Origin of the sequence: Kitasatospora sp. NPDC097691, assembly GCF_040302665.1 — a bacterium.
GTDB lineage: Bacteria > Actinomycetota > Actinomycetes > Streptomycetales > Streptomycetaceae > Kitasatospora.
This window is the reverse complement of the sequence record NZ_JBEORY010000049.1, coordinates 1-26543: the sequence shown is the minus strand read 5'-3', so window position 1 is coordinate 26543 and position 26543 is coordinate 1. Positions and strand designations below refer to the sequence as shown.

General features: G+C 73.4%; 22 protein-coding genes. 7 read left to right on the top strand and 15 right to left on the bottom strand.

All coding sequences use genetic code 11. The features are described 5' to 3' along the window. Positions 1-305: 305 nt before the first annotated feature. A complete protein-coding gene (purD, locus tag ABTY56_RS27755; RefSeq protein ID WP_350631922.1) occupies positions 306-1553 on the bottom strand; it encodes a phosphoribosylamine--glycine ligase in 1248 nt (415 codons plus the stop codon). Positions 1554-1921: 368 nt separating this feature from the next. On the opposite strand from purD, the gene ABTY56_RS27750 reads away from it, so the two are divergent. Continuing rightward, on the top strand, positions 1922-2707 hold the full coding sequence (locus ABTY56_RS27750) for an SLATT domain-containing protein (RefSeq protein WP_350631921.1): 786 nt from the start codon (positions 1922-1924) through the stop codon (positions 2705-2707). Between the two features lie 104 nt (positions 2708-2811). Here the strand turns inward: ABTY56_RS27750 and ABTY56_RS27745 are convergent, their stop codons facing one another. From ABTY56_RS27745 to ABTY56_RS27735, 3 genes are all read right to left on the bottom strand, one after another. Further along, entirely contained in the window at positions 2812-3459 is a 648-nt protein-coding gene (locus ABTY56_RS27745) for a putative DNA-mimic protein (protein WP_350631920.1), read from the bottom strand. Positions 3460-3573: 114 nt separating this feature from the next. After that, positions 3574-4575: a GntR family transcriptional regulator gene (locus ABTY56_RS27740; protein ID WP_350631919.1), complete on the bottom strand. Its 1002-nt coding sequence runs from the start codon at positions 4573-4575 to the stop codon at positions 3574-3576. Positions 4576-4712: 137 nt separating this feature from the next. Beyond that, positions 4713-5510, bottom strand: a complete 798-nt coding sequence (locus tag ABTY56_RS27735; RefSeq protein ID WP_350631918.1) for a carbon-nitrogen family hydrolase — start codon at positions 5508-5510, stop codon at positions 4713-4715. Positions 5511-5684: 174 nt separating this feature from the next. On the opposite strand from ABTY56_RS27735, the gene ABTY56_RS27730 reads away from it, so the two are divergent. Further along, positions 5685-6506: a maleylpyruvate isomerase family mycothiol-dependent enzyme gene (locus ABTY56_RS27730; RefSeq protein ID WP_350631917.1), complete on the top strand. Its 822-nt coding sequence runs from the start codon at positions 5685-5687 to the stop codon at positions 6504-6506. Between the two features lie 162 nt (positions 6507-6668). After that, positions 6669-7502, top strand: coding sequence for a BRO-N domain-containing protein (locus ABTY56_RS27725; RefSeq protein WP_350631916.1), 834 nt, complete (start codon positions 6669-6671; stop codon positions 7500-7502). 58 nt (positions 7503-7560) lie between these two features. On the opposite strand, the gene ABTY56_RS27720 is transcribed toward ABTY56_RS27725, so the two are convergent. From ABTY56_RS27720 to ABTY56_RS27710, 3 genes are all read right to left on the bottom strand, one after another. Then, a complete protein-coding gene (locus ABTY56_RS27720; RefSeq protein WP_502893200.1) occupies positions 7561-8934 on the bottom strand; it encodes an MFS transporter in 1374 nt (457 codons plus the stop codon). 147 nt (positions 8935-9081) lie between these two features. Further along, positions 9082-10314, bottom strand: coding sequence for a M64 family metallopeptidase (locus ABTY56_RS27715; RefSeq protein ID WP_350631914.1), 1233 nt, complete (start codon positions 10312-10314; stop codon positions 9082-9084). A gap of 196 nt (positions 10315-10510) precedes the next feature. Next, positions 10511-11734 (bottom strand): benzoate/H(+) symporter BenE family transporter, encoded by a 1224-nt coding sequence (locus tag ABTY56_RS27710; RefSeq protein WP_350631913.1) that lies wholly within the window; start codon positions 11732-11734, stop codon positions 10511-10513. Between the two features lie 206 nt (positions 11735-11940). Here ABTY56_RS27710 and ABTY56_RS27705 point away from each other — a divergent pair, with 206 nt between their 5' ends. Together ABTY56_RS27705 and ABTY56_RS27700 are read left to right on the top strand one after the other, a co-directional pair. Next, positions 11941-12897 (top strand): hypothetical protein, encoded by a 957-nt coding sequence (locus ABTY56_RS27705; RefSeq protein WP_350631912.1) that lies wholly within the window; start codon positions 11941-11943, stop codon positions 12895-12897. Positions 12898-13165: 268 nt separating this feature from the next. Further along, the gene (locus ABTY56_RS27700; RefSeq protein WP_350631911.1) at positions 13166-14104 is read left to right on the top strand and encodes an LPXTG cell wall anchor domain-containing protein; all 939 of its coding nucleotides are present in this window, start codon (positions 13166-13168) and stop codon (positions 14102-14104) included. A gap of 88 nt (positions 14105-14192) precedes the next feature. Here the strand turns inward: ABTY56_RS27700 and ABTY56_RS27695 are convergent, their stop codons facing one another. The 3 genes from ABTY56_RS27695 to pdhA are packed head-to-tail and all read right to left on the bottom strand — an operon-like array spanning position 14193 to position 17794. Next, positions 14193-15650 carry a dihydrolipoamide acetyltransferase family protein gene (locus ABTY56_RS27695; protein WP_350631910.1) on the bottom strand — a complete coding sequence of 486 codons (1458 nt, stop codon included), beginning with the start codon at positions 15648-15650 and terminating at the stop codon, positions 14193-14195. Positions 15651-15665: 15 nt separating this feature from the next. Next, positions 15666-16640 carry an alpha-ketoacid dehydrogenase subunit beta gene (locus ABTY56_RS27690; RefSeq protein WP_502893199.1) on the bottom strand — a complete coding sequence of 325 codons (975 nt, stop codon included), beginning with the start codon at positions 16638-16640 and terminating at the stop codon, positions 15666-15668. Continuing rightward, entirely contained in the window at positions 16640-17794 is a 1155-nt protein-coding gene (pdhA, locus tag ABTY56_RS27685) for a pyruvate dehydrogenase (acetyl-transferring) E1 component subunit alpha (RefSeq protein ID WP_502893198.1), read from the bottom strand. The genes ABTY56_RS27690 and pdhA overlap by 1 nt, the downstream gene beginning before the upstream one ends. 425 nt (positions 17795-18219) lie before the next feature. On the opposite strand from pdhA, the gene ABTY56_RS27680 reads away from it, so the two are divergent. Both ABTY56_RS27680 and ABTY56_RS27675 read left to right on the top strand, forming a co-directional pair. Then, positions 18220-18879 (top strand): response regulator, encoded by a 660-nt coding sequence (locus tag ABTY56_RS27680; RefSeq protein ID WP_350631908.1) that lies wholly within the window; start codon positions 18220-18222, stop codon positions 18877-18879. Between the two features lie 65 nt (positions 18880-18944). Then, positions 18945-20045, top strand: coding sequence for a phosphotransferase (locus tag ABTY56_RS27675; RefSeq protein WP_350631907.1), 1101 nt, complete (start codon positions 18945-18947; stop codon positions 20043-20045). A gap of 5 nt (positions 20046-20050) precedes the next feature. Here the strand turns inward: ABTY56_RS27675 and ABTY56_RS27670 are convergent, their stop codons facing one another. From ABTY56_RS27670 to ABTY56_RS27650, 5 genes are all read right to left on the bottom strand, one after another. Then, positions 20051-21778, bottom strand: a complete 1728-nt coding sequence (locus tag ABTY56_RS27670) for a protein kinase domain-containing protein (protein WP_350631906.1) — start codon at positions 21776-21778, stop codon at positions 20051-20053. Between the two features lie 112 nt (positions 21779-21890). Then, the gene (locus ABTY56_RS27665; RefSeq protein ID WP_350631905.1) at positions 21891-23336 is read right to left on the bottom strand and encodes a protein kinase domain-containing protein; all 1446 of its coding nucleotides are present in this window, start codon (positions 23334-23336) and stop codon (positions 21891-21893) included. 310 nt (positions 23337-23646) lie between these two features. Continuing rightward, on the bottom strand, positions 23647-24261 hold the full coding sequence (locus tag ABTY56_RS27660; RefSeq protein ID WP_350631904.1) for a bacterial proteasome activator family protein: 615 nt from the start codon (positions 24259-24261) through the stop codon (positions 23647-23649). Positions 24262-24553: 292 nt separating this feature from the next. After that, a complete protein-coding gene (locus ABTY56_RS27655; protein WP_350631903.1) occupies positions 24554-25390 on the bottom strand; it encodes a hypothetical protein in 837 nt (278 codons plus the stop codon). 138 nt (positions 25391-25528) lie between these two features. Beyond that, complete coding sequence (locus tag ABTY56_RS27650) at positions 25529-26506, bottom strand: NAD(P)H-quinone oxidoreductase (protein WP_350631902.1); 978 nt, start codon at positions 26504-26506, stop codon at positions 25529-25531. Positions 26507-26543 lie beyond the last annotated feature (37 nt).

The window sequence follows — 26543 nt, the reverse complement described above, 5'->3', positions numbered from 1 at the left end:
GCGAAGCACCCGGCGACCGCCCGGCCGGACGCCGTCCAGCATCCCCCCGCAGGGGCGCCGCTACCCGGCGGCGACCCCGGCGCGCGGGCCCCGCGCACTGCGATCCAGCGCACCATAAGGCCGGGCGCCCCGTTACGTCAGCCGGATGCGGGCGCTGTCACCCGATGGGCTGGAATCCGTCGGCCGATCGGTGCGTCGGCCCCCGGAACCACTCCGGCCCCGAAACGCCGGGGGCGCTGCGCCCATGGGGTTGATTCCCACGGTCCGCAGCGCCCCCGGTACGGGCTCGGCACGGCCTAACTGCCCTACGCGGTGGCCGCCTTCAGCGCGATGTCGGTGCGGTGCTGGCCGCCCTCGAGCGAGATCCGGTCCACGGCGGCGTACGCGCGCTCGCGCGCCTCGGCCAGGTCGGCGCCGGTCGCGGTGACCGACAGCACGCGGCCACCGGCGCTCAGCACCTGCCCGTCCTCGCCCGCCTCGGTCCCGGCGTGCAGCACGAACGCGGTGCCGTCCGCCTCGGCCTCGGCCAGGCCCTCGATCGGGTCGCCGGTGCGCGGCGCGGCCGGGTAGCCCTCGGAGGCGACGACCACGGTGACGGCCGCGCCGTCGTCCCAGCGCAGCGGCTCCAGCTGGTCCAGGGTGCCGTTGGCCGAGGCCAGCAGCACGCCGGCCAGCGGGGTGCGCAGCCGGGCCAGCACGACCTGGGTCTCCGGGTCGCCGAAGCGGGCGTTGAACTCGATCACCCGGGTGCCGCGGGAGGTGAGCGCCAGGCCCGCGTACAGCAGGCCGGAGAACTCGGTGCCGCGGTGGCGCAGCTCGTCCACGGTCGGCTGCAGGACGGTCTCCAGGACCTCCTCGACCAGCCCGGCGGGCGCCCACGGCAGCGGCGAGTAGGCACCCATGCCGCCGGTGTTGGGCCCCTCGTCGCCGTCCAGCGCGCGCTTGAAGTCCTGCGCGGGCTGCAGCGGGAGGACGGTGGTGCCGTCGGTGATCGCGAACAGCGAGACCTCGGGGCCGTCCAGGTACTCCTCGATGACCACGCGCTCGCAGGAGGCGGCGTGCGCCAGGGCGGCCTCGCGGTCGGAGGTGACCACGACGCCCTTGCCGGCGGCCAGGCCGTCGTCCTTGACCACGTACGGGGCGCCGAAGGCGTCCAGCGCCTCGGCGGCCTCCGCCGCGGTGGTGCAGACGTAGGAGCGGGCGGTGGGGACGCCGGCGGCGGCCATCACGTCCTTGGCGAACGCCTTGGAGCCCTCCAGCTGCGCGGCGGCGCCGGAGGGGCCGAAGACGGGGATGCCGGCCGCGCGCACGGCGTCGCCGACGCCGGCGACCAGTGGCGCCTCCGGGCCGACCACGACCAGGGCGGCGTCGAGCCGCCGGGCCAGCTCGGTGACCTGGGCACCGTCGAGCTGATCGACAGGGTGGACCGTCGCCACCTGTGCGATCCCGGCGTTGCCCGGGGCACAGTGCAGCTCGGTGACAGCGGGATCTTGGGACAGAGAGCGGCACAGGGCGTGTTCGCGGGCGCCGCCGCCGATGACGAGGACCTTCACGCCTCGCAAGAGTAGTCGGTGGCCAGTTCCGGCCGCTCTCCGGTCCCGTCGGATCCTCCAGGAGAAGAGCTCCGTACGCCGACGATGCCGGAGGATCCTCCAAGCCCGAGGGGCCCGGGTGGGCGGTGGGTGTCCGGGTCACGACCACGGGTCACCGGGCCCTCGCTCGGACGGGTGAAATCTCGCCGCCCCCCGCAACCCGCTCACCTCGGGTTCCAGTGGCCTAAACCGGTAACGATCAACCGGGAAGGTCCCCCACGGTCAGCCATTTGGCGGTAAGAAGTGCTGTTGGACAACCACCGGCAGACACCGCGTCAGCCGATGCGCCGCCAGACCAAGCCGCCCGCCCGCCACAGGGAGCCCCACAGGTGAGCCAGCCGGAAATGCAGCCCGAGGAGAGTGCCTGGGGCAAGGAGATCGGCGAGGAGGACCCGCCCGCCACCGCCGTGGTCCGGCCGGAGTCCACCCGCCGCCGGACCGATCTGAGCACCCGACAGTTCCCCCTCGGGGACTGGGGCGAGCCGGCCGAGCGGCTGGAGGAGCTCTACCGCTGGTCCGAGGAGCGGGCGGTCGAGGCGATCGAGTGGTACCGCCGGGACCGGGTCTGGAAGCGCCGGTGGGCGCGCCTGCTGCGGTTCGGCTCGGCCGGCTTCGCGGTGGGCGCGGTGACGGCCCCGCTGGTCGACCTGGCCGGCAGCTTCGCGCACGGCACCAGCTGGGGCTACGTCGGCCTGGCGCTCTCCGCCGCCTGCTACGGCGCCGACCGGGCCTTCGGCCTCACCTCGGGCTGGATGCGGGACGTCTCCACCGGACAGGCCCTGCAGCGCCGCCTGGAGGCCTTCCAGTTCGACTGGGCGTCGGAGTGCGTGCGCGAGGTGCTCGGCCCCACCGAGGGCACCGCGGGCGAGGCCGCCGAGCGCTGCCTGGGCGTGCTGCGGCGGTTCTGCGAGGACGTCTCCGACATGGTCCGCACCGAGACCTCGGAGTGGATGCTGGAGTTCCGCGCCTCGATGACCCAGCTGCCCACCCAGGGCCCCGGGAGCTGGGGCGGACGCTCCGAGCCGGGGGTGGGCGCCCAGGTGCGGGTACTGCCGCCGCCGGGCACCCGGCCCACCATGCCGCGGCAGCGGCCGCCGGAGGGGCCGCTGCGCTAGGGGCCCCTCCGGGGGTGCGGCGCCCCGGGCGCGGGCCGCGGTGGGTCGGTGCAGTCGGCCGGTGCGGTCGGTGCGGTCGGTTGCCGCGGTCGGTCGCCGCGGCGCTACGCGAAGACGATCATCGAGCCCTGGGCGACGCTCCTGGTCGCCGCCGCGTACAGGCCCGACCAGGCGTGCCGCTCCCGGGCGAAGGGGTGCACGTCGTCGATCGGCGGCCCGAACGGCTGCTCCAGGCCGGTCGGACCGAGCGGCCGGGTCGGGTCCGGCGGGTTGAGCGGGTCGATGCCCAGCACCGGTGCCACCGCCTGCAGTTCGCGCAGCAGTCCGTGGCTGGAGCCGAGCGGGCCGCCGGAGGCGAGCAGCGCGTCGTCCACCAGCGGCACCGCGAACTCGACCGGAACGTACGCGCCCGCGTGGTCGAAGTGCCAGACCAGGTGCGACTGTTCGGCGCTGCTCTCGAACATCTCCAGCAGCTGCTCGTAGTCGCCGCCGAGCGCGTCGACCGGGGTGATGTCCAGGCCGGTGATGCCCAGCAGGTAGGCGCGGCGCAGGAAGTGCAGCGAGTCGTAGTCGAAGGCGGCTATCGGCTCGACCGCGCCGCTGATGCCCGGGACGTACTGGTAGACCGGCACCTCGGGCAGCCCGCGCGAGGCCAACACCGTGTTGTAGAGGGCTAGATCGTCCCGGAAGGGGTTGTCGGGGCTGTGGCTCAGCACGTCCACCAGCGGGACGAGCCAGAGGTCGCAGGCCATGGCCGGCAGTTCCTCTCCGGGCGGCGGGGGATCGCCCGCGGGGCGGGGCGACGACGGGGGCGGAGTCGGTACCCGGACGGCCCTTCGCGGGCGCCCGGTTCGACGCCCGTCACCCTACCGGCCCGGGGCGGTGTGCGGGTCGGACCGTCCCAGCGGGGCCTCGGGGGGCGCCGGAGGCAGCCGCCGGCCGAACCGGCTGTGGGGCACCGAGCGGGGCTGCGGCACCAGGCCGAGGCCCAGTCCCAGCTCCCGGCCCAGCTCCCGGCCGACCTCGTCACCGCGCAACGGCCGCTCGCCGCGGGCCGCACCGGGCTCGACGACCGGTTCGGGGCCCGGCTCCGGGGCCGACGGCTCGACCGGGACGGGCGCCGGCTGCGTCCCGGTGGCCTCGGCGAGCAGCCCCAGGACGGTCACCGACTCCAACGGCTGCCCGGCCAGCTCGGCCAGCAGCCGGGCGGTGTAGAGGTTGTACTCGCAGATGATCCGGTACGCGCCGGCCAGGTCGTGCGCCTCGATCGCCCCGACCAGCTCCGGGTGGCGGTCCCAGCAGACCCCGGCCAGGCCGGTCATCGCCCGCAGGTAGGGGGCGGCGAACATCCAGGACTGCACCCGCAGCCAGTCCAGGTAGTCGGCGACCCGCCGGTTGCCCAGCAGTCCGGCGACCTCCTGCCAGAACCGGCGGTCGCAGCCCACCATCACGTCCAGGTTCCCGGCCCGGGCGGCCCGGACCGCCGCGTCGGCCCGGCGGCGCAGCGAGGGCAGCCGGCTGAGGTCGGGCAGGGCCCGGCGGGTGAGGAACTGCCGGTGGAAGCTGTCGGTGAGCAGGACCCGGGACTCGAAGATCTCCAGGAAGTCGTCCCAGCACAGCTCGGGCACCGTGAAGCCGCGGTGGTGCTCGGCCCGCAGCAGCCCCTGCGCGCCGAGGTCGACCAGCGCCTCGCGGGCCGGGGTCGCGGAGACGCCGTACAGCTCGGCGATCTCCTTGACGGTGAAGTTGCGACCGGCCGCCAGTCGGCCGGCCATCATCTCCTCCCGCAGCGCGCCGGCGATCTGCTCGCGCAGGCTGTTGCGGTGGATGACGGGACGGGGGGTGTCGCCTGCGCCGTCGCCAGGCATGGGCGCGACCTCCTCCGGCGGGCCTACCGTGCCGACCCTCGATGGACCGGCGGGAACACGACGAGTGCTCATCTTCTCAAACCCGCCGGGGCCAGGTCCGAACCAACCCTCCGATGACGCCGGGGCGACGGCCCGGATCAGCGCTGGACCGGCGCCGGGATCCCCAGCAGGCGGTCCCGCAGCACCGGGAAGTCCTTGCGCGCCGCGGCCACCTCGGCCACGTCGAAATCGACCGTCAGCACCTCCTCCTCCGTCCCCGCCTCGGCCAGCACCCGGCCCCACGGGTCCACCACGATGCTGTGCCCGGCCTGCTCGACCCCGGCGTGCGTCCCGGCCGTGTTGCAGGCCAGCACGAAGGCCTGCTCCTCCACCGCCCGCGCCCGGGCCAGCAGCGTCCAGTGCTCGCGCCGCCGGGCCGGCCAGGCCGCCGGGACCACCAGCAGCTGCGCGCCGGCGTCCAGCAGCGCCCGGAACAGCTCCGGGAAGCGCAGGTCGTAGCAGGTGGCCAGGCCCAGCGTGGCGAAGTCGGTGGGCGCCGTGACGATCTCCTGGCCCGCGCCCATCACCACCGCCTCGCCGCTGTCGAAGCCGAAGCGGTGGATCTTGCGGTAGGTGTGCACCAGCTCGCCGTCCGGGGCGAACAGCATCGAGGTGTTGTAGATCGGCCCGTCCGGGTCCCGCTCGACGATCGAACCGGCGTGCAGCCAGACCCCGGCGGCCCGGGCGGCGGCCGCCATCGCGTCCGAGGTGGGCCCGTCCAGGCCCTCCGCGCCGTCCGACCAGAGGTCGTACGCGAAACCGCCGAGCGGCCACAGCTCCGGCAGCACCACCAGGTCGGCGCCCTGTTGGGCCCGCACCAGCGCCGCCGCCCTGGCCCGCCGCTCGGCGGGCGGCTCGGCGTCGGAGACCGCGAGTTGGATCAATGAAGCGCGCACAGTACCACCGTCCACGGCAAGAGTCCTACGATCGTCACCCGAAAGCGCTGCCCAGCTGTCTCCCGGCAGCGTAACGTGCGGTTAGCGTGTGCGCCCGGAAAGCCGGACCATCCCGGCCGGCGGTGACGGCGGGGCACAGACGGCAAGGAAGCTGACGGAGGGCCGGAGATTCCCGTGACGGACAACCAGACCGTGCAGGCTTACACCGAGGCGTGGACCCAGAGCATCGAGTCCATATCGGAGCTGGTCGCCCCCCTCCCCGAGGGCTCCTGGAACCGGGCCACCGAGTGCCCCGGCTGGTCCGTCCGGGACGTCGTCTCACACGTCATCGCGGTCGAGTCCGAGCTCCTCGGCGACCCGCGCCCGATCCACTCCCTGCCGCGTGACCTCCGTCACGTGACCACCGAGTTCGCCCGCTACGTCGAACTGCCGGTGGACAAGCGCCGCTGCCACACCGCGCTGGAGATGACCAGCGAGCTGGAGTACACGATCATCCGCCGCTCCCGGGCGCTGCGGAACGCCAAGCAGACGCCCGCCGAGCCGGTCCGCTGGCCGGCCGGCCCGCTCGCCAGGGACGTCCCGTACCACGAGCTGCTGCGGATGCGGGCCTTCGACGTCTGGGTCCACGAGCAGGACCTGCGCCGCGCCCTGGACACCCCCGGCAACCTGGACGCCCCGGCCGCCCTGATCACCCGGGACCTCCTGCTGGAGCTGCTGCCCAAGGCCGTCGCCAACAAGGCCGGCGTCCCGGCCGGCACGGCCCTGGTCCTGGACGTCACCGGCCCGGTCGAGTTCCTGCGCACCGTCCGGGTGGACGCCACCGGCCACTGCACCGTGGACGAGTCGATCAGCCTCGCCCCCGACGTCCAGCTCACCATGGGCTGGGAGACCTACCTCCGGCTCGCCTGCGGCCGCGGCCGCCCGGGGCCGGTGTCGGTGGAGGGCGACAAGGAGCTGGCCGACCGGGTGCTGGCGAACTTCTCCGTCACCATCTGACGCCCACCACCGGCGCACGCCACCCGGCGTACACGCACCAATGCACGCCGGGTCGGCACCACTCGTGCATCCATACGTCAACCCAGCGCCAGTCACCCCACCCGTTCGGCCTCGTTGTTCCGGGCAGTCCTGCCACCACCCGGAAGAAGGAGGGGCGTCCCGATGGACGACGAACAGGAACAGCAGGAACAGATGGTGCTGGTGCAGTCGAGCTTCCCGGTCACGGGCCAGCCGATCAGGGTCGTGATGATCGACGGCGAGCCGTGGTTCGTCACGAAGGACGTGTGTGCCGTGCTCGACCGCGGCAGCCCGAGCTGGGCCAGCAGGATGGTCGACCCCGGCGACACCCGCACCGTCGATATGCGCTCGGTACACCGGAGTTCAACTCAGGCATACGGCGTTTCCGCAGGTGGGAATGGATCCGTACGCGGAAACCCATTCCTGAACCTCGTAAGTGAGGCGGGGCTCTACCTCCTCGTCATGAGGTCGAGGAAGCCCAACGCCAAACCCTTCCAGGAGTGGGTCACGCGCGACCTCCTCCCCTCCGTCCGCCGGGGGGACACCGACGTCCCCGCCCAGCAGCGACGGATGGCGGAGACGCTGGCCGAGGCGATCGGGCAGCGGGGGCAGATCGTCGCGGAGATCGACCACGAGGACTGGCCCGGCCTGACCGTCCACTCCGACGGGACGGTCCACTGCCGCCACGGGGAGATGGTCCTCCACCTGCCGAGCCGGGAGGAGGACAGCGGGCCGCCGTTCGGCGCGTACTTCGCCTGCCCGGGCGGGGAGCGGGTCGGGATCCGGGGCAGCCGGGTCGTCCCCGGCTGCCCGAAGCTGAAGCTGGTGGACCTGATCCGCCTGCGGCGCGAAGCACGGCCGGCCGCCGGCACCCGGTCCGGGCCGGATCACGGACGGATGTATGCCGAACTGCACGGCGCCCGGCTCTTCGGGACACCACGGCAGATGGCCGCGTTCATCCGGGAGTACGGCCGCTGATACCGCCGCCGAGCCTCATCCGAAGTGAGGGTAAGCACGTCTTCGCAGGTCGGAGACCCTACGTTTCCGAGGCCATGACCCTCCGGCGCAGCCGGAGGATCATCAGCGTCCCCACCGCCAGCGGGACGTACTGCCAGCAGAACGCCCAGCGGAAGGCATCGGCCGGGTAGCCGTCGGTGCCTTCCGGGGTGAGGGCGTCCAGCAGGACGCCGACGCCGAAGAGGGTGATCATCGTGCCGATGAATCCGCCCATGTTGACGATCCCGGAGGCGGTGCCGAGCCGCTCCGCCGGGTTCCGTGAGCGCGCGTAGTCCAGGCCGACCAGCGAGGCCGGACCGTTGCTGCCCATCACCAGGATGATCCCGACCAGCAGCCAGATCGGCGGGTGCCCGCCGGGCCAGGCCAGCACCAGGGCCCAGCCGAGCGCGGTGGCGGCGATGACGGTGAGCACGATCGGCATCCGGGCGCGCGCGGTGCGGGAGAGCAGGCGGCCGAACAGGAACCCGAAGCTCATGTTGCTGAGCACCAGCAGGGTCAGCAGCCCGCCCGCCCCGGCCCGGGACATGCCCTGCGCCTGCACCAGGTAGGGCAGGCCCCAGAGCAGGCCGAAGGCGTTGCCGGGGAACTGGGTGGTGAAGTGGATCCACAGCCCGAGCCGGGTGCCGGGCTCCCGCCAGCAGTCCAGGACCTGCCGGCCGACCCCGGGCCGCTCCCGGTGCTCCACCGGCCGAATCGGTTCCGCCGGCGCCGGGGCCTCTCGGAGGAACAGCGCGACGAGGGCGAACACGGCCACGCCGAGCAGCGCGATCGAGGCGAAGGTGGGCGTCCAGCCCTCGCTGTGCAGCGCCTGCGCCAGCACCACGGTGGTGACCAGGTTGCCGCCCATCCCGGCCAGGCCGGTCAGCTGGGCCACGAACGGGTTCCGGGCGGCCGGGAACCAGCGGGCGGCGATCCGCAGCACGCTGATGAAGGTCATCGCGTCGCCGCAGCCGAGCACCGCCCGGGAGGCCAGCGCGGGGGCGAAGGAGGAGCTGAACGCGAAGGCCAGCTGACCGGTGCTCAGCAGCACGACGCCGAGCAGCAGCACCCGGCGCGGCCCGAAGCGGTCCACCAGCAGGCCGACCGGGATCTGCATGGCCGCGTAGACCAGCACCTGGAGGATCGAGAAGGTGGAGAGCGCCGAGGCGCCGATGCCGAAGCGGTCGGCGGCGTCCAGCCCGGCCACGCCGAGGCTGGTGCGGTGGATGACCGCCAGGACGTAGACGCTGACGCCGACGGACCAGGCCACCCAGGCCGCACGGCCACCCGGCGGCGCGGGGACGGACACGGGGACGGACGCGGGCGCAGTCGCGGGGGCGGTCGGGGGCCCGGCGGTGGCTCGGGGAGCGGAGGCGGACGGGGGCGCTGCTGAACGGGCGGGCTCCACGGACATAGTGCGACCAGATTAGTCATCCCATGATTGGACGCCCAGGGCGGGGTTCGGTCGCCCGGGTGCGAACCCGCGCTCCCCGGACCCGTGGATCCGCCGGTGCGCTCCCCCGGCCCCGGCCGGCCCCGGCTCGCCCCTCCCCGGTCCGCCTCAGCCGGTCAGCGTCCAGGACACCGACCGGGTCATGAAGCGGTCCCGGAAGGCCTCGTCCCGCACCCAGTCCGTGGTGTCCCGGACGGTCGCCGTCACGGTGGCCGTCCGGCCCGGGGCCAGGTCCAGCCGCGCGGTGTCCAGCCAGGAGGCGTCGGCGGACTGCGGTGCCACCGGGACGCCGTCCACCTTCCACTCCACCTTCAGCTGCCGCGCCCCGTTCAGCGGCAGCGGCCGGACGTCGAGCCGGGGCCGCCCGGTCACCTCGCCGGGCGCCGGCAGCGGGGCGTCGGTCGGACGGACCTTGCGGTAGAGCTCTTCGATGATCGCCTCGCGCGAGGGCAGGTTGTACGCACTGCCCAGGGTGCGCATGACCGAGTCCTGGGTCGGCCGGTAGAGGCCGTTGCCGCTGCGGTACGCCCCGACGGCCCCGGCGCCGTCCGGGGACTCGGCGCCCAGCCAGCGCCACCACTTGGTCTGCTTCTTGCGCATGTCGTCGGCGTTGAGGGTGGAGAGGTTCGGGTAGTCGGCGTCGTCGGGGGCGCTGTCGTACTCGTCGCCGAGGTCCCCCACGGTGTGCCCGATCTCGTGTTGGATGATCCGCCCGGCGTCCTGGCTGCCGCCCGCCAGGGTGGTCACCCCGGTACCGCCGGCGCCGCCGTACTCGGTGGAGTTGGCCAGCGCGATCAGGTACTGCGGCCCGCTGCCGTCGCCCGCGTACCGGGCGGTGGCGGCCTCGTCGGCGCAGAGCAGCCGGGCGGTGCCCTCGCACCAGAAGTGCATGCCGAGCGGGGTGGCCGGGTTTCGGCCGCGGCTCTCGGTCTCGGCTATCCCGGACGCCGGGGAGACCACCTCGACCCGCCGTATGTTGAAGAAGCCCTGGTAGGTGCGGAAGGGCTCGATGTCCATCAGGGCGTGCCAGGCCTTGTCGGCCTGCTGCCGGAACAGGTCCTGCTCGCCCGCCGTGTAGCCGTCCCCGAGGAGGACCAGGGTGATCCGGTTGGCCGGGTCCCCGGTCCGACGTATGTCGACCGTCGGGGCGGCCCCGGGTATCCGCTGGTCGGCGCGGAGCGCGGTGTGCGGCGGCACCGCACGGTCGGCCGGGGCCCCCGGCCCGATCACGCCGAACGGCGAGGGACCGGCCAGCTCCAGGGCGGCGGGCAGCAGGGCGGTGGACACCAGCACGAGGGCGGCCAGACTCCGGACGAGACGGCCAGGGTTGCCAGGCGGCATACGGGTGCGTCCTCGGGGCTCCGGTCACCCGGTGTCGCCCGGGTGGTGGAGCGGAGACGTACCCGGACCGGCGTGTCGCCCCCACCGGCGGGCGCAAATGTCACCGACCTGGCCGAACGATCCGCATCCTCCCTGCCATACGGGCCATGCGGGTCATACCAACCACACCCCCGTTCAGGGCCTCCCGCTCCCCCGCTCAGGCCTTCCGGAGGCCCAGCACCAGATGGGTGCCCAGCCCGAAGACCAGCCCCCAGAAGGCCGAGCCGATCCCGAACAGAGTCATCCCCGAGGCGCTCGCCAGGAAGGTCACCACCGCCGCGTCCCGCCCGCGCTCCTCCGCGACCGCCGCCGCCAGGCTGCCCTGCAGCGAGGCCAGCAGCGCGACCCCGGCGATCACCGCGATCAGCTCCTTCGGCAGCCCGGTGAACAGGCTGACCAGCACCCCGCCGAAGCTGCCCACCAGCACGTACAGCACGCCCGAGGACATCCCCGCGACGTACCGGCGGCGCGGGTCCGGATGGGCCTCCTGGCCGGAGCAGATCGCCGCCGTGATCGCCGCCAGGTTCACCCCGGGCGAGCCGAACGGAGCCATCAGCATCGACACCGCGCCGGTCGAGCCGATCAGCAGCCGGTCGTCCGCCCGGTAGCCGAAGGCCCGCATCACGCCGAGGCCCGGCGCGTTCTGCGAGGCCAGCGAGACGATCGTGAGCGGCAGCGCCAGCCCGACCAGGGCCGACCAGGAGAACGCCGGCACCGTCAGCACCGGCACGGTCGGCCCGCCCGAGCCCGGGTGCAGCGGCAACCCGACGGTCAGCGCCGCCAGCACCCCGCCGACCAGCAGCGCGACCGGTACGGCGTACCGCGGCGCGAACCGCTTGGCCAGCAGGAAGGCGGCGAAGCTGCCCACCACCAGGACCGGCGCGCTGTGCACCGCGCCGAAGATCCCGGCGCCGAAGGAGAACAGGATGCCCGCGAGCATCGCGTTCACGATCCCGACCGGCACCGCCGCGATCAGCCGGCCGAACCAGCCGGTCACCCCGAACAGTGCCACCACCACCGCGCTCGCCAGGAACGCCCCGACCGCCTCCCGGTACGGGTAGTCGCCCAGGCTGGTCACCAGCAGCGCGGCCCCCGGGGTGGACCAGGCGGTGATCACCGGCGTCCGGGTCCACCAGCTCAGCGCGAAGCCGCTCACCCCGCTGCCGATCGCCACCGCCCAGATCCAGGACGCGGTGTGCGCCGGGTCCAACCGTCCGGCCGCGGCCGCCGCGAGCACCACCACCAGCGGTCCCGAGAAGGACACCGCGACGCACACCAGCCCGGCCAGCAGTGCCGGCCCCGACGCGTCCCGCCGCAGCGACCGACGGTCCCCGCTCCCGACCGGCTCAGTCTCCGGTCGGATCGTCAGCTCATCCGTCATCCCGGCAGTATCCCGGAGGCCTGACGAAGACTCCCGAAAAAGTTTTTGGATCCACCTGCAACCCCTGCCGGGGATGCGCGTCTATACGGATGAAGGCACGGAGAGCGAGACCGGCAGAGCCGGGGGGCGCTTCCGCTCAGGAGGAGCGGAGCCGGTCGTCTTCACCCACACACACCGTCAGTCACATGACCCTGGGGAGTCACGTCATGCGCATGCCCGTTATCACCCGTTTCGCGAAGAACGACCGCACGCTCTCCGGCCGCCGCCGCATCGCCGTCCTCGCCGCCACCACCGTCCTCGCCGGCGGCATCCAGTTCCTCGCCACCGACAGCGCCTGGGCCTGCGGCGCCCCGGACAACGCCCCGGTCACCGCCCCCGCGAAGCCGACCACCGCGAACGAGGACGACCAGTCCGTCAAGCTGCACGGCCAGGGATCCACCACTGCCTTCCTGTCGACCCCTGCCGCGATCACCGCCGGTGGCCCCAAGGCCGAGATCGAGGTCCAGTTCTTCAACGGAACGGGCGCCGACTACCACCGGGTCGTCCCGAGCATCGCCTTCGTCAACACGCACGGCGCCACCCCGCGGCCCTCGCAGATCACCGCCGAGATCATGTCGAACGGCCGGTGGCAGCGCGTGGCGCTGGCGAACGGTTGCGACCCGGCCGTCGGCGGCTCCGCCCCGTCCGCGGGCGGCCCGCTCGCCGACGGCCGCGCCGTCCGCTACCGCTTCCGGGTCGGGCTCTCCGCCGATGTGGCCAAGGACATCGACGGACTGCAGGTCATCGTCGCGCCGAGCTACGGCCGGGGGGCGATCACCGACATCAAGGTGACGCACCCGCAGGCGGCCGCGAAGCCGACCACCCCGACCAAGACCGCCAAGCCCACGCCGGCCAAGGAGACCAAGAAGGCCGCGCCCGCCGCCGACCAGACCCCGGCCAAGGCCGCCGAGCCCACCACCGCGCCCGCCGCCGAGACCACCAAGTCCCCGGCTCCGCAGGCCACTTCCACCGCCCCGGCGACCACCGCCCCGGCCGGCACCCCCGAGCTCGCGCACACCGGCGCCTCCTCCACCAACACCTTCCTCGCCCTCTCCTCCGCCGCCCTCCTCGCCCTCGGAGCCGGCGTCCTGATCGCCGTCCGCCGGCTCCGTCCCCAGCGCTAGTCGACGAACGGCCCACAACGAAGGGGTCCTCCATCTCCGCGCCACGGTGCGGGGGCGGGGGCCCCTTCCGCGTTCCCGACCACCGCCGAAGACTCCCGAAAAAGTTTTTGGATCCACCTGCAACCCCTGCCGGAGATGCGCGTCTATACGGATGAAGGCACGGAGAGCGAGACCGGCAGAGCCGGGGGGCGCTTCCGCTCAGGAGGAGCGGAGCCGGTCGTCTTCACCCACACACACCGTCAGTCACATGACCCTGGGGAGTCACGTCATGCGCATGCCCGTTATCAGCCGTTTCGCGAAGAACGACCGCACGCTCTCCGGCCGCCGCCGCATCGCCGTCCTCGCCGCCACCACCGTCCTCGCCGGCGGCATCCAGTTCCTCGCCACCGACTCCGCCTGGGCCTGCGGCGCCCCCGGCGACGACACCAAGCTCTCTCAGGAGACCCTCCAGGACAACAACTACGACCTGCACGGCCCGGGTTCGACCGCGGCGTTCATCAGCCCCACCCCGTCCACGATCACCGTCGGCGGCGCCAAGGCCGAATTCGGCGTGGAGATCGCGAACTTCAGCAAGGCCGACTACCACAAGGCCGTCGCGGGCTTCGGGCTCTTCAACCCGAAGGGTGCCACGCCGCTGCCGTCCCAGGTCACCGTGGAGGTCCTGAACCACGGCCAGTGGAAGCGCCTCACCATGGCGGGCAGCTGCGACCCGGCCATCCACGCCGTCGGGCTGGAGTCCATCGGCGAGCCGCTCACGGTCGGTCACGCCCGCCGCTACATGTTCCGGCTCTCGGTCTCGGCCAACGCACCCAAGGCCCTGAAGGAGCTGGAGGTGTACGGCAGCAACGGCCACTTCACGGGAGCCATGACGACGGTCAAGGTGGTCCGTCCGGCGTCCGCCGAGGCCACCAAGCCGACCACTCCGGCCAAGCCCAAGCCCGCGCCGACCACGCCGGCCAAGGAAACCAAGCCCGCCAAGCCGGCCGTCCCGGTCGCCGACCGCACCCCGGCCGAGGCCGCCGCACCCGCCAAGGCACCCGACGCGACCCCCACCACCGCCCCCACCACTGCCCCCGCCGGCACCCCCGAACTGGCCCAGACCGGCGCCTCCTCCACCAACACCTTCCTCGCCCTCTCCTCCGCCGCCCTCCTCGCCCTCGGAGCCGGCGTCCTGATCGCCGTCCGCCGACTCCGTCCCCAGCGCTAGTCGACGAACGGGCACACGAAGGGGCCCCTCCTCCGCACGGCGGTGCGGAGGAGGGGCCCCTTCGTCGTCGCTCAGGCCCTGCGGGCCGTCAGCCCCAGGTGATCAGGCGCTTCGGGTACTCCAGCAGGGCGGCCACGTCGGCCAGCACCTTGGAGCCCAGCTCCCCGTCCACCAGGCGGTGGTCGAAGGAGAGCGCCAGCGTCGTCACCTGACGCGGGACCACCTTGCCCTTGTGCACCCACGGCAGCTCCCGGACCGCGCCGAAGGCCAGGATGGCGGCCTCGCCCGGGTTCAGGATCGGCGTGCCGGTGTCGACGCCGAAGACGCCGACGTTGGTGATGGTGATCGTGCCGCCCTGCATGTCGGCCGGCGAGGTCTTGCCCTGGCGGGCGGTCTCGACCAGCTCGCCGAGCGAAACGGCCAGCCCCGACAGGGTCTTGGACCCGGCGTCCTTGATGTTCGGAACGATCAGGCCGCGCGGGGTGGCCGCGGCGATGCCGAGGTTCACCCGGCCCCTGATGACGATCTCCTGGGCCGCCTCGTCCCACTGGGCGTTGATCTCGGGGTGCCGCTTGACCGCGGTGAGCAGCGCCTTGGCGACCAGCAGCAGCGGGCTGACCCGGACGTCCCGGCCCAGCTCGCCGCTCTCCTTGAGCCGGCGGACGAACTTCATCGTGCGGGTCACGTCGACCTGGACGAACTCGGTGACGTGCGGGGCGGTGAAGGCCGAGGCCACCATCGCCTGCGCGGTCGCCTTGCGGACTCCCTTGATCGGCACCCGGACGTCATCCGAGGTGGACACCGACGCCGGCACCGCGGCCGGCTCGGTGGCGACGGCAGCGGCGGCCTCGGCCACCGGGGCGACCGGCGCCGCCGGAGCGGCCTTGGCCGCGGCGAACGCGTGCACGTCCTCGCGGGTGATCACGCCGTCCCGCCCGGTCGGGGTCACCTCGCGCAGGTCGACGCCCAGGTCCTTGGCCAGCTTGCGGACCGGCGGCTTCGCCAACGGCCGCTCCCCGGCCGGGACTCCGGCCACCGGCGCCGGAGCGACCGGAGCCGCCGGAGCGGCCTGGACGACCGGGGCCGCCGGAGCGGGCGCGACCGGAGCCGCGGCCGGCTTGGTCGCGGTGACCGTGGTGGTGGTGGTCCGGCGGGCCCGGCGCTGGCTGCCGCCGGTGCGCGGGCCGTACCCGACCAGCACCTCGCGGCGCTCGGGCTCGGCCTCCTCGGCGGGCGCCGGGGCGGCCGGAGCCGCGACGGGGGCGGCCGGCGCCGCGGCTCCCGCCTCCCCGGCGACCGCGATCGAGATGATCACGGTGCCGACGTCGACCGTCGTCCCCTCGGGGAAGTGCAGCGTCTCGACCACCCCGTTGAACGGGATGGGCAGCTCCACGGCCGCCTTGGCGGTCTCCACCTCGCAGACGACCTGCCCGTCGGTGACGGTGTCACCCGGCTTGACGTACCAGCTGAGGATCTCGGCCTCGGTGAGGCCCTCGCCCACATCGGGCATCTTGAACTCGCGGAGCGAGCGAACTTCGGTGGTCATCTTCGCTCCCCTGGATCAGAACGCGAGCGCGCGGTCGACGGCGTCGAGCACGCGGTCAAGGTCGGGGAGGAAGGCCTCCTCGACCCGGGACGGCGGGTACGGCGCGTAGTAGCCGCCGACCCGCAGGACCGGGGCCTCCAGGTGGTAGAAGCACTTCTCCGTGAGCCGGGCGGCCAGCTCGGCGCCCATGCCCAGGAAGACCGGTGCCTCGTGCACCACGACGGCCCGACCGGTGCGCTTGACCGACTCCTCCACGGTGGTGAAGTCCACCGGGGAGAGCGAGCGCAGGTCGACGACCTCCAGGCGGCGGCCGTCCTCCTCGGCGGCCGCGGCGGCCTCCAGGCAGACCTTGACCATCGGGCCGTACGCGATCAGCGTCGCGTCGGTGCCGGGGCGGACGATCCGGGCGTCGTGCAGGCCCAGGTCGGCGGCGTCGCCGACCTCGCCCTTGTCCCAGTAGCGGCGCTTCGGCTCCAGGAAGATGACCGGGTCGTCCGACTCGATCGACTGCCGCAGCATCCAGTGCGCGTCGTGCGCGTTGGAGGGGGTGACCACGCGCAGACCGGCGGTGTGCGCGAAGTACGCCTCGTGCGACTCGCTGTGGTGCTCGACCGCGCCGATGCCACCCGCGTAGGGGATGCGGATGGTGACCGGCATCTTGACGTGTCCGAGCGCGCGGGCGTGCATCTTCGCCAGCTGGGAGACGATCTGGTCGAAGGCCGGGTAGACGAAGCCGTCGAACTGGATCTCCACCACCGGGCGGTAGCCGCGCAGTGCCAGGCCGATCGCGGTGCCGACGATGCCGGACTCGGCGAGCGGGGAGTCGATCACCCGGCCCTCGCCGAAGTCCTTCTGCAGGCCGTCGGTGATCCGGAAGACGCCACCGAGCTTGCCGATGTCCTCACCCATGAGGAGGGTCTTCGGGTCGTTCTCCAGCGACTTGCGCAGCGCCCCGTTCAGCGCCTTGGCGATGCTCAGCTGACCGGCCATCAGAGGTTCTCCCCCGCCTCGAAGGAGGCCGCGTACTCGACGTACTCGGCCCGTTCCTCATCGACCAGTGCGTGCGGCTCGCTGTACACGTGGTCGAAGATCAGGGTCGGGTCCGGGTCCGGCATGCTGCGCACGCCCTCGCGCACCCGCAGCCCCAGCTTCTCGCTCTCGGCGTCGACGGCGGCGAAGAACTCCTCGTCGGCCAGACCCTCCTTCTCCAGGTGGGCGCGGAGCCGGGTGATCGGGTCCTTGGCCTTCCAGGCCTCGGTCTCCTCGGCGTGCCGGTAGCGGGTGGGGTCGTCGGAGGTGGTGTGGGCGCCCATCCGGTAGGTGAACGCCTCGATCAGCACCGGGCCGTTGCCGTTGCGGGCGTGGTCGAGCGCCCAGCGGGTGACCGCGAGGCAGGCCAGCACGTCGTTGCCGTCGACCCGCACGCCGGGGAAGCCGAAGCCGGAGGCGCGGCGGTACAGCGGGATCTTGGTCTGGGTGGTGGTGGGCTCGGAGATCGCCCACTGGTTGTTCTGGCAGAAGAACACGACCGGCGCGTTGTAGACCGAGGCGAAGGTGAAGGCCTCGTTGACGTCGCCCTGGCTGGAGGCGCCGTCGCCGAAGTACGCGATGACCGCGTCGTCGGCGCCGTCCTTGCTGATGCCCATCGCGTAACCGGTGGCGTGCAGCGTCTGCGAGCCGATCACGATGGTGTACAGGTGGAAGTTCTTCTCGTTCGGGTCCCAGCCGCCGTGGTTCACGCCGCGGAACATGCCGAGCAGGTTCAGCGGGTCGACGTCGCGGCACCAGGCCACGCCGTGCTCGCGGTAGGTGGGGAAGGCGTAGTCGCCGGTGCGCATGGCGCGGCCGGAGCCGACCTGGGCGGCCTCCTGGCCGAGCAGCGAGGCCCACAGGCCCAGCTCGCCCTGGCGCTGCAGCGCGGTGGCCTCACCGTCGAACCGGCGCACCAGCACCAGGTCGCGGTAGAGGGAGCGCAGCTCCTCCGGAGTGGTGGTGAGGGGGTAGTCCGGGTGCTCGACCCGCTCGCCTTCCGGCGTGAGCAGCTGGACGAGCTCCGGCTGGGCGTCCTTACCCGTGGCGCGGAGGGTGTCAGGGACAGCGGGGGCCGCCTTCTTGCGAGCCCTCGCCGTGCTTTTGACGGTCACGTTCACTCCTCGGTCTGTCCGGCCGCCCGGGGTCGCCGGTGACCGGTCCGGTCACCGCCTCGCGGGGCGCGCGTGGGTGTGCGCACCTACTGCGGGGCAGGTGGTGATCCTGTTCCGACGGCGTCCCTCACGAGAACGTTACCCAGCGTCCGCCCTTGGCGCGCTTGCGCTAGGACGTCCTACTTGTTCAGGGCCACAACCCCGAGGGTGCCGCGCTCGGACCGCCGTCGGAAGGGTGGGGGTGACGGGCGACGTGACGCAGCTCTCAATTCGAGCGCCTTCAGGACACCAGCGCACGTTATCCGGGCAGACGCCCGTACGTAAGGGGGTTCTCGGTATCGGTTTCGGATGTCTCTGGCCGGATCACGTCTTTACGGCGATCCGAGCGATAGGTCTTTCGTACGGTGATATGGGAGGCTTTGGACGTGACTGATAACGGACAAATCAGGGTATTCCTGCTCGACGACCACGAGGTCGTCCGGCGGGGCGTGCACGATCTGCTCTCGGTCGAGGACGACATCGAGGTGGTCGGCGAGGCCGGCACGGCCGCCGAGGCGCTCACCCGGATCCCCGCGGTCCACCCCGACGTCGCGGTGCTCGACGTCCGCCTGCCGGACGGCAACGGGGTCGAGGTCTGCCGCGAGGTCCGGTCCCTGCTGCCGGAGATCAAGTGCCTGATGCTGACCTCGTTCTCGGACGACGAGGCGCTGTTCGACTCGATCATGGCGGGCGCCTCCGGCTACGTCCTGAAGGCGATCCGCGGCACCGACCTGATCACCGCCGTCCGGGACGTCGCCGCCGGCCGCTCGCTGCTCGACCCGGTCGCCACCAGCCGGGTGCTCGCCCGGCTGCGCGACGGCGGCGAGAAGGAGGACGAGCGGCTGTCCCAACTCACCAGGCAGGAGCGGCGGATCCTCGACCTGATCGGCGAGGGGATGACGAATCGTCAGATCGGCAACGAGTTGCACCTGGCCGAGAAGACGGTGAAGAACTACGTCTCCAGTCTGCTCGCCAAGATGGGCATGGAGCGACGCACCCAAGCGGCCGCCTTCGTGGCGCGGCACCAGGCCGACCACCAGTACTGACCTTACGGCTTCACACAACTGACGGTTTGTCAAGGGCCCCCGCCAGGGGGCCATACCCTCTGGCTGTGACTTTCAGCCAGACCCTCGCCTGCGCCCCGGCCCGCCCCGACCTCTCCGCACCGCCGATGGGGACCCTCAGCCCGCCCGTCCCGCACACCGCGCTCGTCGAGGTCCTGGCCCGCTACCGGGTGGGGCGCCCGGTGACCGCCGAACCGGTCGCCGAAGGCCTGCTGAACCGGGGGTACCGGGTCACCACCGAGGCCGGCCACTACTTCCTGAAGTGCTACGTCGACACCGCCACCGCCGGCCGGCCGAAGATCCTCGCCCACCACCGCGCGATGGCCGCGCTGAACACCCTCGGACTGCCCGTCGCACCCCCGCTGGCCTGCGCCGAACGCTCGGGCACGGTGGCCGGCTGGGGCGGCCGGCTGTTCGCGCTGTTCCCGTGGACCGATGGCCGACACCGGCACGGTACGGAGCTCGGTCTCCCGCAGTGCGAGGCGCTCGGCGCGCTGCTCGGCCGGCTGCACGGCGCACTCGACGACGTCTGCGCCCCCTTCGAACAGCCCGCCGGATACCGCAGCGCCGACCCGGCCGACAGCGCCGCACTGGCCCGTGACCTGCGGCACCGCGCCCGCGAGCACCGCCCGTACGGGGACCTGGACGCGCTGGTCGAGCAACGGCTCACGGAACGGCTGGAACTGCTCGCCGAGCACGCCCACCGCCGCCCCGCCCCGCAGGCCGCGCCGCCCACCGGCTGGACCCACGGCGACTTCCACGGCCTCAACCTGCTGTACGGCGACGACCGGGCGGGCGGCCGGGTGGCGGCCGTCCTGGACTGGGACAAGCTCGGCACGCAGCCGCGCGCCGAGGAGGCCGTCCGGGCCGCCACCCTGCTGTTCAACGACCGCGTGTCCGGCGCCCTCGACCTGGTCCGGGTCCGCCGCTACTCACAGGCCTACCGGGCCTCCGGCGCCGCCACCGCCGAGCACCTGGCCGCCGCCGCCCACCGGGTGTGGTGGGAGCGGCTGAACGACTTCTGGATGCTGCAGTGGCGCTACCAGCGGGCCGACCTCCGGGCCGACCCGCTCTACCCCGCCTCGGCGGGCCAACTGGCATGGTGGTGCCAGGAGTACGAGCAGGTCCTGGACGCCTTCGCCAACTGACCGGGTCACCCGGCCGGCAGCGTCCCCGTCGGCTTCGGGTCCGGCTTCGGCGGCGGGTTGGTGGGCGTGCCGCCGCCCCCGCCCGAGGTCGGCGTCGACCCGCCCGTCGACCCGCTGGTCGGAGTCGCCGACGAGGAGGCCGTCGGCGTGTGGGTGGGGGTGCCCGTCGGCGTCGGGGTCGAGGTGTGCTTGCTCGAACTCGCCGACGGCGACATGTTGTTGCCGCTGTTGTTGGTGGTGTTGTTACCGGAGTTGTTGCCGGTGTCGGTCGGCTGCTGCGGCTTCTTGCTGCCGGGTACCGTCGCCGACGGGCTCGGCAGGCCGGTCTGGGTCGGCGCGGTCGACTCGGCCGTGCTGACCACCGGCGGCGGCGTCGTGGGCACCCCGTGGTCCCTGGTGACGCCGTTGTCGCCGCCGCTGAGCGCGAACGCGATCCCGGCACCCGCGGCGACCAGCACGGCGATGCCGCCGGCCACCCAGGCCCACGGCCCGCGCCGCCGGCCGCGCCCGTCGTCGTCCCCGTCGTCGTCCCCGCCGCCGTACGGGCCGCCGCCCCCCGAGTAGGGGGTGAAGGGGGTCTGCGAGTCGCTCTGGTAGGGCAGCGCGGCAGTCTGGTCGCCGGGGCGGACCACGCCGAAGGCCGCGGTGGCCGCCGTCTGGTCCGGCCGGAGCACCTGGGTCGCACCGGTGTCGCCCGTGCCCCCGGGCCCACCGGCCCAGCCGGCCCCGGCCGCGCCGTGCATCTCGCGCAGCGCGTGCTGCAGGTGGGCGCGGAACTCGTCGGCGTCCTGGAAGCGGTCGTCCGGGTTCTTGGCGAGCGAGCGCAGCACCAGCGGGTCGAGGCCGACCGGCACCCGGCCGTTGGCCTGCGAGGGCGGCACCGGCATGTCCTGGACGTGCTGGTAGACCACCGAGAGCGGAGTGTCGCCGGTGAACGGCGGGCGCAGCGTGAGCAGTTCGTACAGCATGCAGCCGGCCGCGTACAGGTCGGAGCGGTGGTCGACCGGCTTGCCCAGCGCCTGCTCGGGCGAGAGGTACTGCGGGGTGCCCATGACCATGCCGGTCTGGGTCATCGTGGTGGCCCCGCCGGTCAGCGCCCGGGCGATGCCGAAGTCCATCACCTTGACCGCGCCGGTGGTCGTGATGATCACGTTGGCGGGCTTGATGTCCCGGTGGACGATGCCGTTCCGGTGGCTGTAGGCGAGCGCCTCCAGCACCCCGGCGATGATGATCAGCGCCTGGTCGACCGGCGGCGCCTCCTCGTCCGCCAGCAGTTCCCGGACGGTCCGGCCCTCGACCAGCTCCATCACGATGTACGGCGTGGACTCGTCCCCGACGTACTCCTCGCCGGTGTCGTAGACCGAGACGATCGAGTGGTGGTTGAGCGCAGCGACGGCGTGTGCCTCGCGGGTGAAGCGGATCCGGGCGATGTCGTCCTGGGCCAGCTCTCCGCGCAGCAGCTTGACGGCGACGGTGCGGCCCAGCCGCACGTCCTCGGCGGCGAACACCTCGGCCATGCCGCCGCGGCCCAGCCGGTGGGTCAGCCGGTAGCGGCCGTCACCGACGGTGCCCAGCGGTACGGCGGACCCGCGACCGGGGGTGTGCGGGCCGCCGAAGGGCGGCACCGCCGAGGTCGCGGCCTCGCTGCCGGGCTCGGGGATCCTCGGCGTCCCGCCGGTCCGGCCGACCGCTCGGGCACCGGCGTCGTCGTCCGGATGCTGCGTCTGTGCCATCGCTCCTCGCCCCGGGCGTTCGCTCGGATCGCGGTGCCCTGTCGCTTACGTATCCCCGAACGCTACCGCTTCCGGCGCGCACCCGTGGCATGCGCCAACCGGTCGGAAACCGTCAGAGCCGACCATTCCGGTCGGCCGGGAGGTCGACCACCAGCACGTTCGCGGGACGGGCCGAGTGGCTGAACTTGCCGTTGGTCTTCTTGTCGGCGTTGTTGACCACGATCGCGATGATGATGCCGGCCAGCACGAGCACGCCGATGATGATCCCGACCACGACCACCACCGTCGAACAGCCGCCACCGCTGGGCGCCTTCGGCTGCTGGTACGGCGGCATCGGCTGCGGCGGCGGGGTGTGCGCCTGCTGCGGCCCCCCTTGCTGGAGGAACTGCGGGTGCGGCGTGTGCGGGGCCTGCGGGCGCGGCGCCTGGTAGGCCGGCGGCGGCGTCTGGTACTGCGGCTGGGGCTGCGGGAAGGGGTGCGGCGTGTGGGGGGCCTGCGGACGCGGCGTCTGGTAGGCCGGCGGCGGCGTCTGGTACTGCGGCGCCTGCTGACCGCCCTGCTGGAGGTACTGCGGGTGCGGCGTGTGCGGGGCCTGCGGGGCGGCGTTCACCGAGCGCGGGCCCTCGTTGATCACCAGCGGGGTGCTGGCCTGCAGCGGGTGCCCGCTGCCGCCGCCCTTCGCGGCCGCGATCAGCCGCTCCGCCTCGTCGCGCATCGCCGCCGCGCTCTGGAACCGGTGCGCCGGGTCCTTGCGCAGCGCCTGGGCGACGAAGGCGTCCACCTCGGGGGTGACCGACCGGTTGAGGGCGGAGGGGGCCGGCGGCTCCTCCTGGACGTGCTTGTAGGCGATCGAGAACGCCGAGTCGCCGTCGAAGACCAGCTGGCCGGTGAGCATCTCGAAGAGCATCACGCCGACCGAGTACAGGTCGGAACGGGCGTCGACCGGCTTGCCGAGCGCCTGCTCGGGCGAGAGGTACTGCGGGGTGCCGACCACCATGCCGGTCTGGGTCATCGACGTGACGCCGGACTCCAGCGCCCGGGCGATGCCGAAGTCCATGACCTTGACGTTGCCCTTGCGGTCGAACATGACGTTGCCGGGCTTGATGTCGCGGTGCACGAGGGACATGTCGTGCGAGGCCTCCAGCGCGTTCAGCACGCCGACGATGACCTTCAGGGCCTCCTCGGTCGGCATCGCGCCGTACTGGGCGACCGCCTCGTTGATCGCCTCGCGCAGGCCCTTGCCGTCGACCAGCTGCATGACGATGTACGGCGTGCTGGAGCCGTCCGGGGCGACGTCCTCGCCGCTGTCGTACACCGTGACGATGTTCGGGTGCTCCAGCCGGGCCACCGCCTGGGCCTCGCGGCGGAACCGCTCCTTGAACGAGTCGTCCCGGCCGAGCTCGCTGTGCATGCTCTTCAGCGCGACCTGCCGGTCCAGCACGCTGTCGTAGGCGAGGTGCACGGACGCCATGCCGCCCTCGCCCAGCAGCCGCTGCAGCACATAGCGGCCGTTGCCCAGGGAGAAGCCCTCGACCGCCGCGTTGCCGTGCTCGCTCATGGTCCTCTGCTCCCCCTCGGCGCGGCCGTGCTGCCGCAACCGTGACGTTCGGTCTCGTCCGTGCTGGTGGGCCCGGCCCGCTGGCCTGGCGGACCCCTGTCGCGGCGGCTCGACCGGCCTGCGACAGGGGTCAGGGTATCGGCTCGCGCCGACGGTGATCGGCCCCGGGGCCGGTCCTGGCCCCGGGCCGTCGGCGCCGGATCCCGGCGGCGACGGCCCCGGGCGGATCGTCGTGGTACGTCCGGTCCGGCGGACCGTCCGGTCCCGGCGGCGGACGCCGGCTCCGAGTACGGGCTGCGACGGGCTCGGGCTACAGGTACGGACCGGAGCGGATGCCGCGGCCCTGACCCGGCTCGTCCTCGTCCAGGTCCCCGCCGTGCAGCCCCGGCGGCAGCGCCCGCCGCATCTGCTCCAGCTGGGCCCGCGCCGCCATCTGCTGGGCGAACAGCGCCGTCTGGATGCCGTGGAACAGGCCCTCCAGCCAGCCGACCAGCTGGGCCTGGGCGATCCGCAGCTCGGCCTCGGTCGGGATGGTCTCCTCGGTGAACGGCAGCGACAGCCGCTCCAGTTCGGCGACCAGCTCCGGGGCGAGGCCGAGTTCGAGCTCCTTGATCGAGCTCGCGTGGATGTCCTTCAGCCGGACCCGGCTCGCCTCGTCGAGGGGCGCCGCCCGGACCTCCTCCAGCAACTGCTTGATCATACTGCCGATGCGCATGACCTTGGCGGGCTGCTCGACCATCTCGGTCACCGGGAGCTCACGCGGCATGTCGCCGTCGTCGTCGCCCTCCCCCGCCGGGCCGGCGAACCCCTGGCCCACGGGCAACCCGTCCGGTCCGACGATCAGCACCTTCTGGCCGTCCTGCGGCTGCCCGCCGGCGGCCTGGTAGGGCTCCTGCGACGAGCGCTCGTTCATCGGATTCGTCATGAACAACATTCTCTCTCACTGGGGTTGGTCGGGCGGAAGCCCCCGTTCGTCCCGCCGTCCTGCGACACCCGTGACGAAGGTACGCCCCCGCGCGCCGCGCGGGAATCCGTACGGCTACTCAGATCCCGTGCCCCGCAGAACGACCGCCCGCCGACGCCCCCGCCCCACGGAACCCGCACCGAACCTCCACCCCCACCCGCACCGGAGGCCGAGCACGTCGCCCCCGCCCGTACCCACCCCGCCACGGCGGGTGACGTCCACCGTCCACCCGCCGTGGAACCCGCCGGCTCGCTCAGCCCTTCCGCAGTCTCACGCCGATCAGCCCCAGGCCGCAGCCGATCAGCCCGAGGCCGACGCCGAGCGGGAGCTGGGTCGTGGAGGCGTCCTGCCAGCGGGCGGGGAGGACGACCGGGATGGTGACGGCCGCGACGGGCCGGCCGGGGGCGGCCGTGACGGCGTCCGGTGCGACGGCGTCACCGGCGGCCGCCGGGTCCGAGCCGTCCGGATCGGCCTCCGGTCGGACGGCTTCGGCGCTCTGCGCCTGCGCCTGGGCCTGCGCCTGGGCCTGGGCCTGGGCCTGGCCGGGAGCCTGCGCGCCGGCTTGCCCGGCGGCCTGGTCGGGGGCCTGGTCAGGGGCCTGGTCAGGGGCCCGGCCGGTCACCTGGTCCGGTGCCTGGTCCACGGTGGCGTCCGGGCGCTCCGGCAGTGATGCCGGACGGTGCCGGTGGAGCCGGGGGAAGTCGTCATCCTGGTACGGGCGGGGTGCCGGGTGCTGCGGCGGCACGGCGGCCGGCTTGGGCGCGGTCGAGGAGACCGGCGGCGCCTCGGAAGTCGCCCCCGCGCCCGGCCCGCCCGGCTCGCCCGACTCGGTGCCCGGTGCCGGCTCGGGAGAAGCGGGAGAAGAGGGCGCAGCGGGAGAAGGGGAAGGAAGAAGCGAGACCCCCGCCGACGGCGACGGCATCGCCACCGCCGCCGTCGCGGCGGCCAGCGGGAGGGCGAGCCCCAGCACGGCCGCCGCGCACAGCCGCTGGGCGCGGCCCGGCCACGGCCGGCGACGGAAACGACGGGTACGACGGTGGTGCGGCGCTACGGGCAGCGGCCCGAGGAACGTGCTGAGAGATGCGGCCACGGTCGGAGTCCTTCCGACGGCCGGCCGCGCCCGGGGGCGGGGTCGGCGGCGGGACAGCTCCGGACCAGCCTCGCACGATCCGACAATCCGGGCATGTCGGGCTCCGGCGGCACCGACCGCCGCACCCCGTCCGCCGTCTCAGGCCCGCAGCACGACCTTCCCGACCTGTTCCCCGGCCTCCAGCACCCGGTGCCCCTCGCCCGCGTCGGTCAGCGGCAGCACCCGGTCCACCACCGGCTTCACCACCCCGGACTCGACCAGCGGCCACACGTGCTCCCGCACCGCGGCCACGATCGCCGCCTTCTCCGCCAGCGGCCGCCCGCGCAGGTTGGTGGCGATCACCGCCGCCCGCTTGCGCAGCAGCGCGTTGAGGTCGAGCTCGCCCTTCACCCCGCCCTGCAGCCCGATGATCACCAGGCGCCCGTTCACCGCGAGCGCGTCCACGTTCCGCTGCAGGTACTTGGCGCCCATGATGTCCAGGATCACGTCCGCGCCGACCCCGCCGGTGGCGTCCCGAAGCACCTCGACGAAGTCCTGCTCGCGGTAGTCGATCGCGATGTCCGCACCCAGCTCGGTGCACCGGGCCAGCTTCGCCGCGCTGCCCGCGGTGACCGCCACCCGGGCGCCGACCGCCTTGGCCAGCTGGATCGCCATGGTCCCGATGCCGCTCGCACCGCCGTGCAGCAGCACGGTCTCGCCGGGCCGCAGGTGCGCGGTGAGAAAGACGTTGGACCACACCGTGCAGGCGACCTCCGGCAGCGCCGCGGCCTGCTCCGGGCTCAGCCCCGCGGGCAGCGGCAGCAGCTGCCCGCTCGGCACCGCGACCCGCTGCGCGTAGCCGCCGCCGGACAGCAGCGCGCACACCTCGTCGCCGACCGCCCAGCCGGAGACCCCCGGCCCGAGCGCGACGATCCGCCCGGCGCACTCCAGGCCCGGGTACGGCGAGGCGCCGGGCGGCGGGTTGTAGAAGCCCTGCCGCTGGAGCAGGTCGGCACGGTTGACGGCGGTGGCCGCCACCTCGACCAGGACCTCGCCCTCGCCGGGCACCGGATCGGGCACCTCGGCCCACACCAGTGCCTCGGGGCCGCCGGGTACGGGAATCGTCATCGCATGCATGCCCCGAACCTACTGCGCGTCAGGGCGGTTGCCGGGA

Excerpts from the sequence above, each read along its gene's own strand:
- ABTY56_RS27745 (WP_350631920.1), bottom strand. The coding sequence starts at position 3,459 with ATGGCCTGCGACCTCTGGCTCGTCCCGCTGGTGGACGTGCTGAGCCAC.
- ABTY56_RS27740 (WP_350631919.1), bottom strand. The coding sequence starts at position 4,575 with ATGCCTGGCGACGGCGCAGGCGACACCCCCCGTCCCGTCATCCACCGC.
- ABTY56_RS27725 (WP_350631916.1), top strand. The coding sequence starts at position 6,669 with ATGGACGACGAACAGGAACAGCAGGAACAGATGGTGCTGGTGCAGTCG.
- ABTY56_RS27720 (WP_502893200.1), bottom strand. The coding sequence starts at position 8,934 with ATGTCCGTGGAGCCCGCCCGTTCAGCAGCGCCCCCGTCCGCCTCCGCT.
- ABTY56_RS27715 (WP_350631914.1), bottom strand. The coding sequence starts at position 10,314 with ATGCCGCCTGGCAACCCTGGCCGTCTCGTCCGGAGTCTGGCCGCCCTC.
- ABTY56_RS27710 (WP_350631913.1), bottom strand. The coding sequence starts at position 11,734 with ATGACGGATGAGCTGACGATCCGACCGGAGACTGAGCCGGTCGGGAGC.
- ABTY56_RS27705 (WP_350631912.1), top strand. The coding sequence starts at position 11,941 with ATGCGCATGCCCGTTATCACCCGTTTCGCGAAGAACGACCGCACGCTC.
- ABTY56_RS27700 (WP_350631911.1), top strand. The coding sequence starts at position 13,166 with ATGCGCATGCCCGTTATCAGCCGTTTCGCGAAGAACGACCGCACGCTC.
- ABTY56_RS27695 (WP_350631910.1), bottom strand. The coding sequence starts at position 15,650 with ATGACCACCGAAGTTCGCTCGCTCCGCGAGTTCAAGATGCCCGATGTG.
- ABTY56_RS27690 (WP_502893199.1), bottom strand. The coding sequence starts at position 16,640 with ATGGCCGGTCAGCTGAGCATCGCCAAGGCGCTGAACGGGGCGCTGCGC.
- ABTY56_RS27670 (WP_350631906.1), bottom strand. The coding sequence starts at position 21,778 with ATGGCACAGACGCAGCATCCGGACGACGACGCCGGTGCCCGAGCGGTC.
- ABTY56_RS27665 (WP_350631905.1), bottom strand. The coding sequence starts at position 23,336 with ATGAGCGAGCACGGCAACGCGGCGGTCGAGGGCTTCTCCCTGGGCAAC.
- ABTY56_RS27660 (WP_350631904.1), bottom strand. The coding sequence starts at position 24,261 with ATGACGAATCCGATGAACGAGCGCTCGTCGCAGGAGCCCTACCAGGCC.
- ABTY56_RS27650 (WP_350631902.1), bottom strand. The coding sequence starts at position 26,506 with ATGCATGCGATGACGATTCCCGTACCCGGCGGCCCCGAGGCACTGGTG.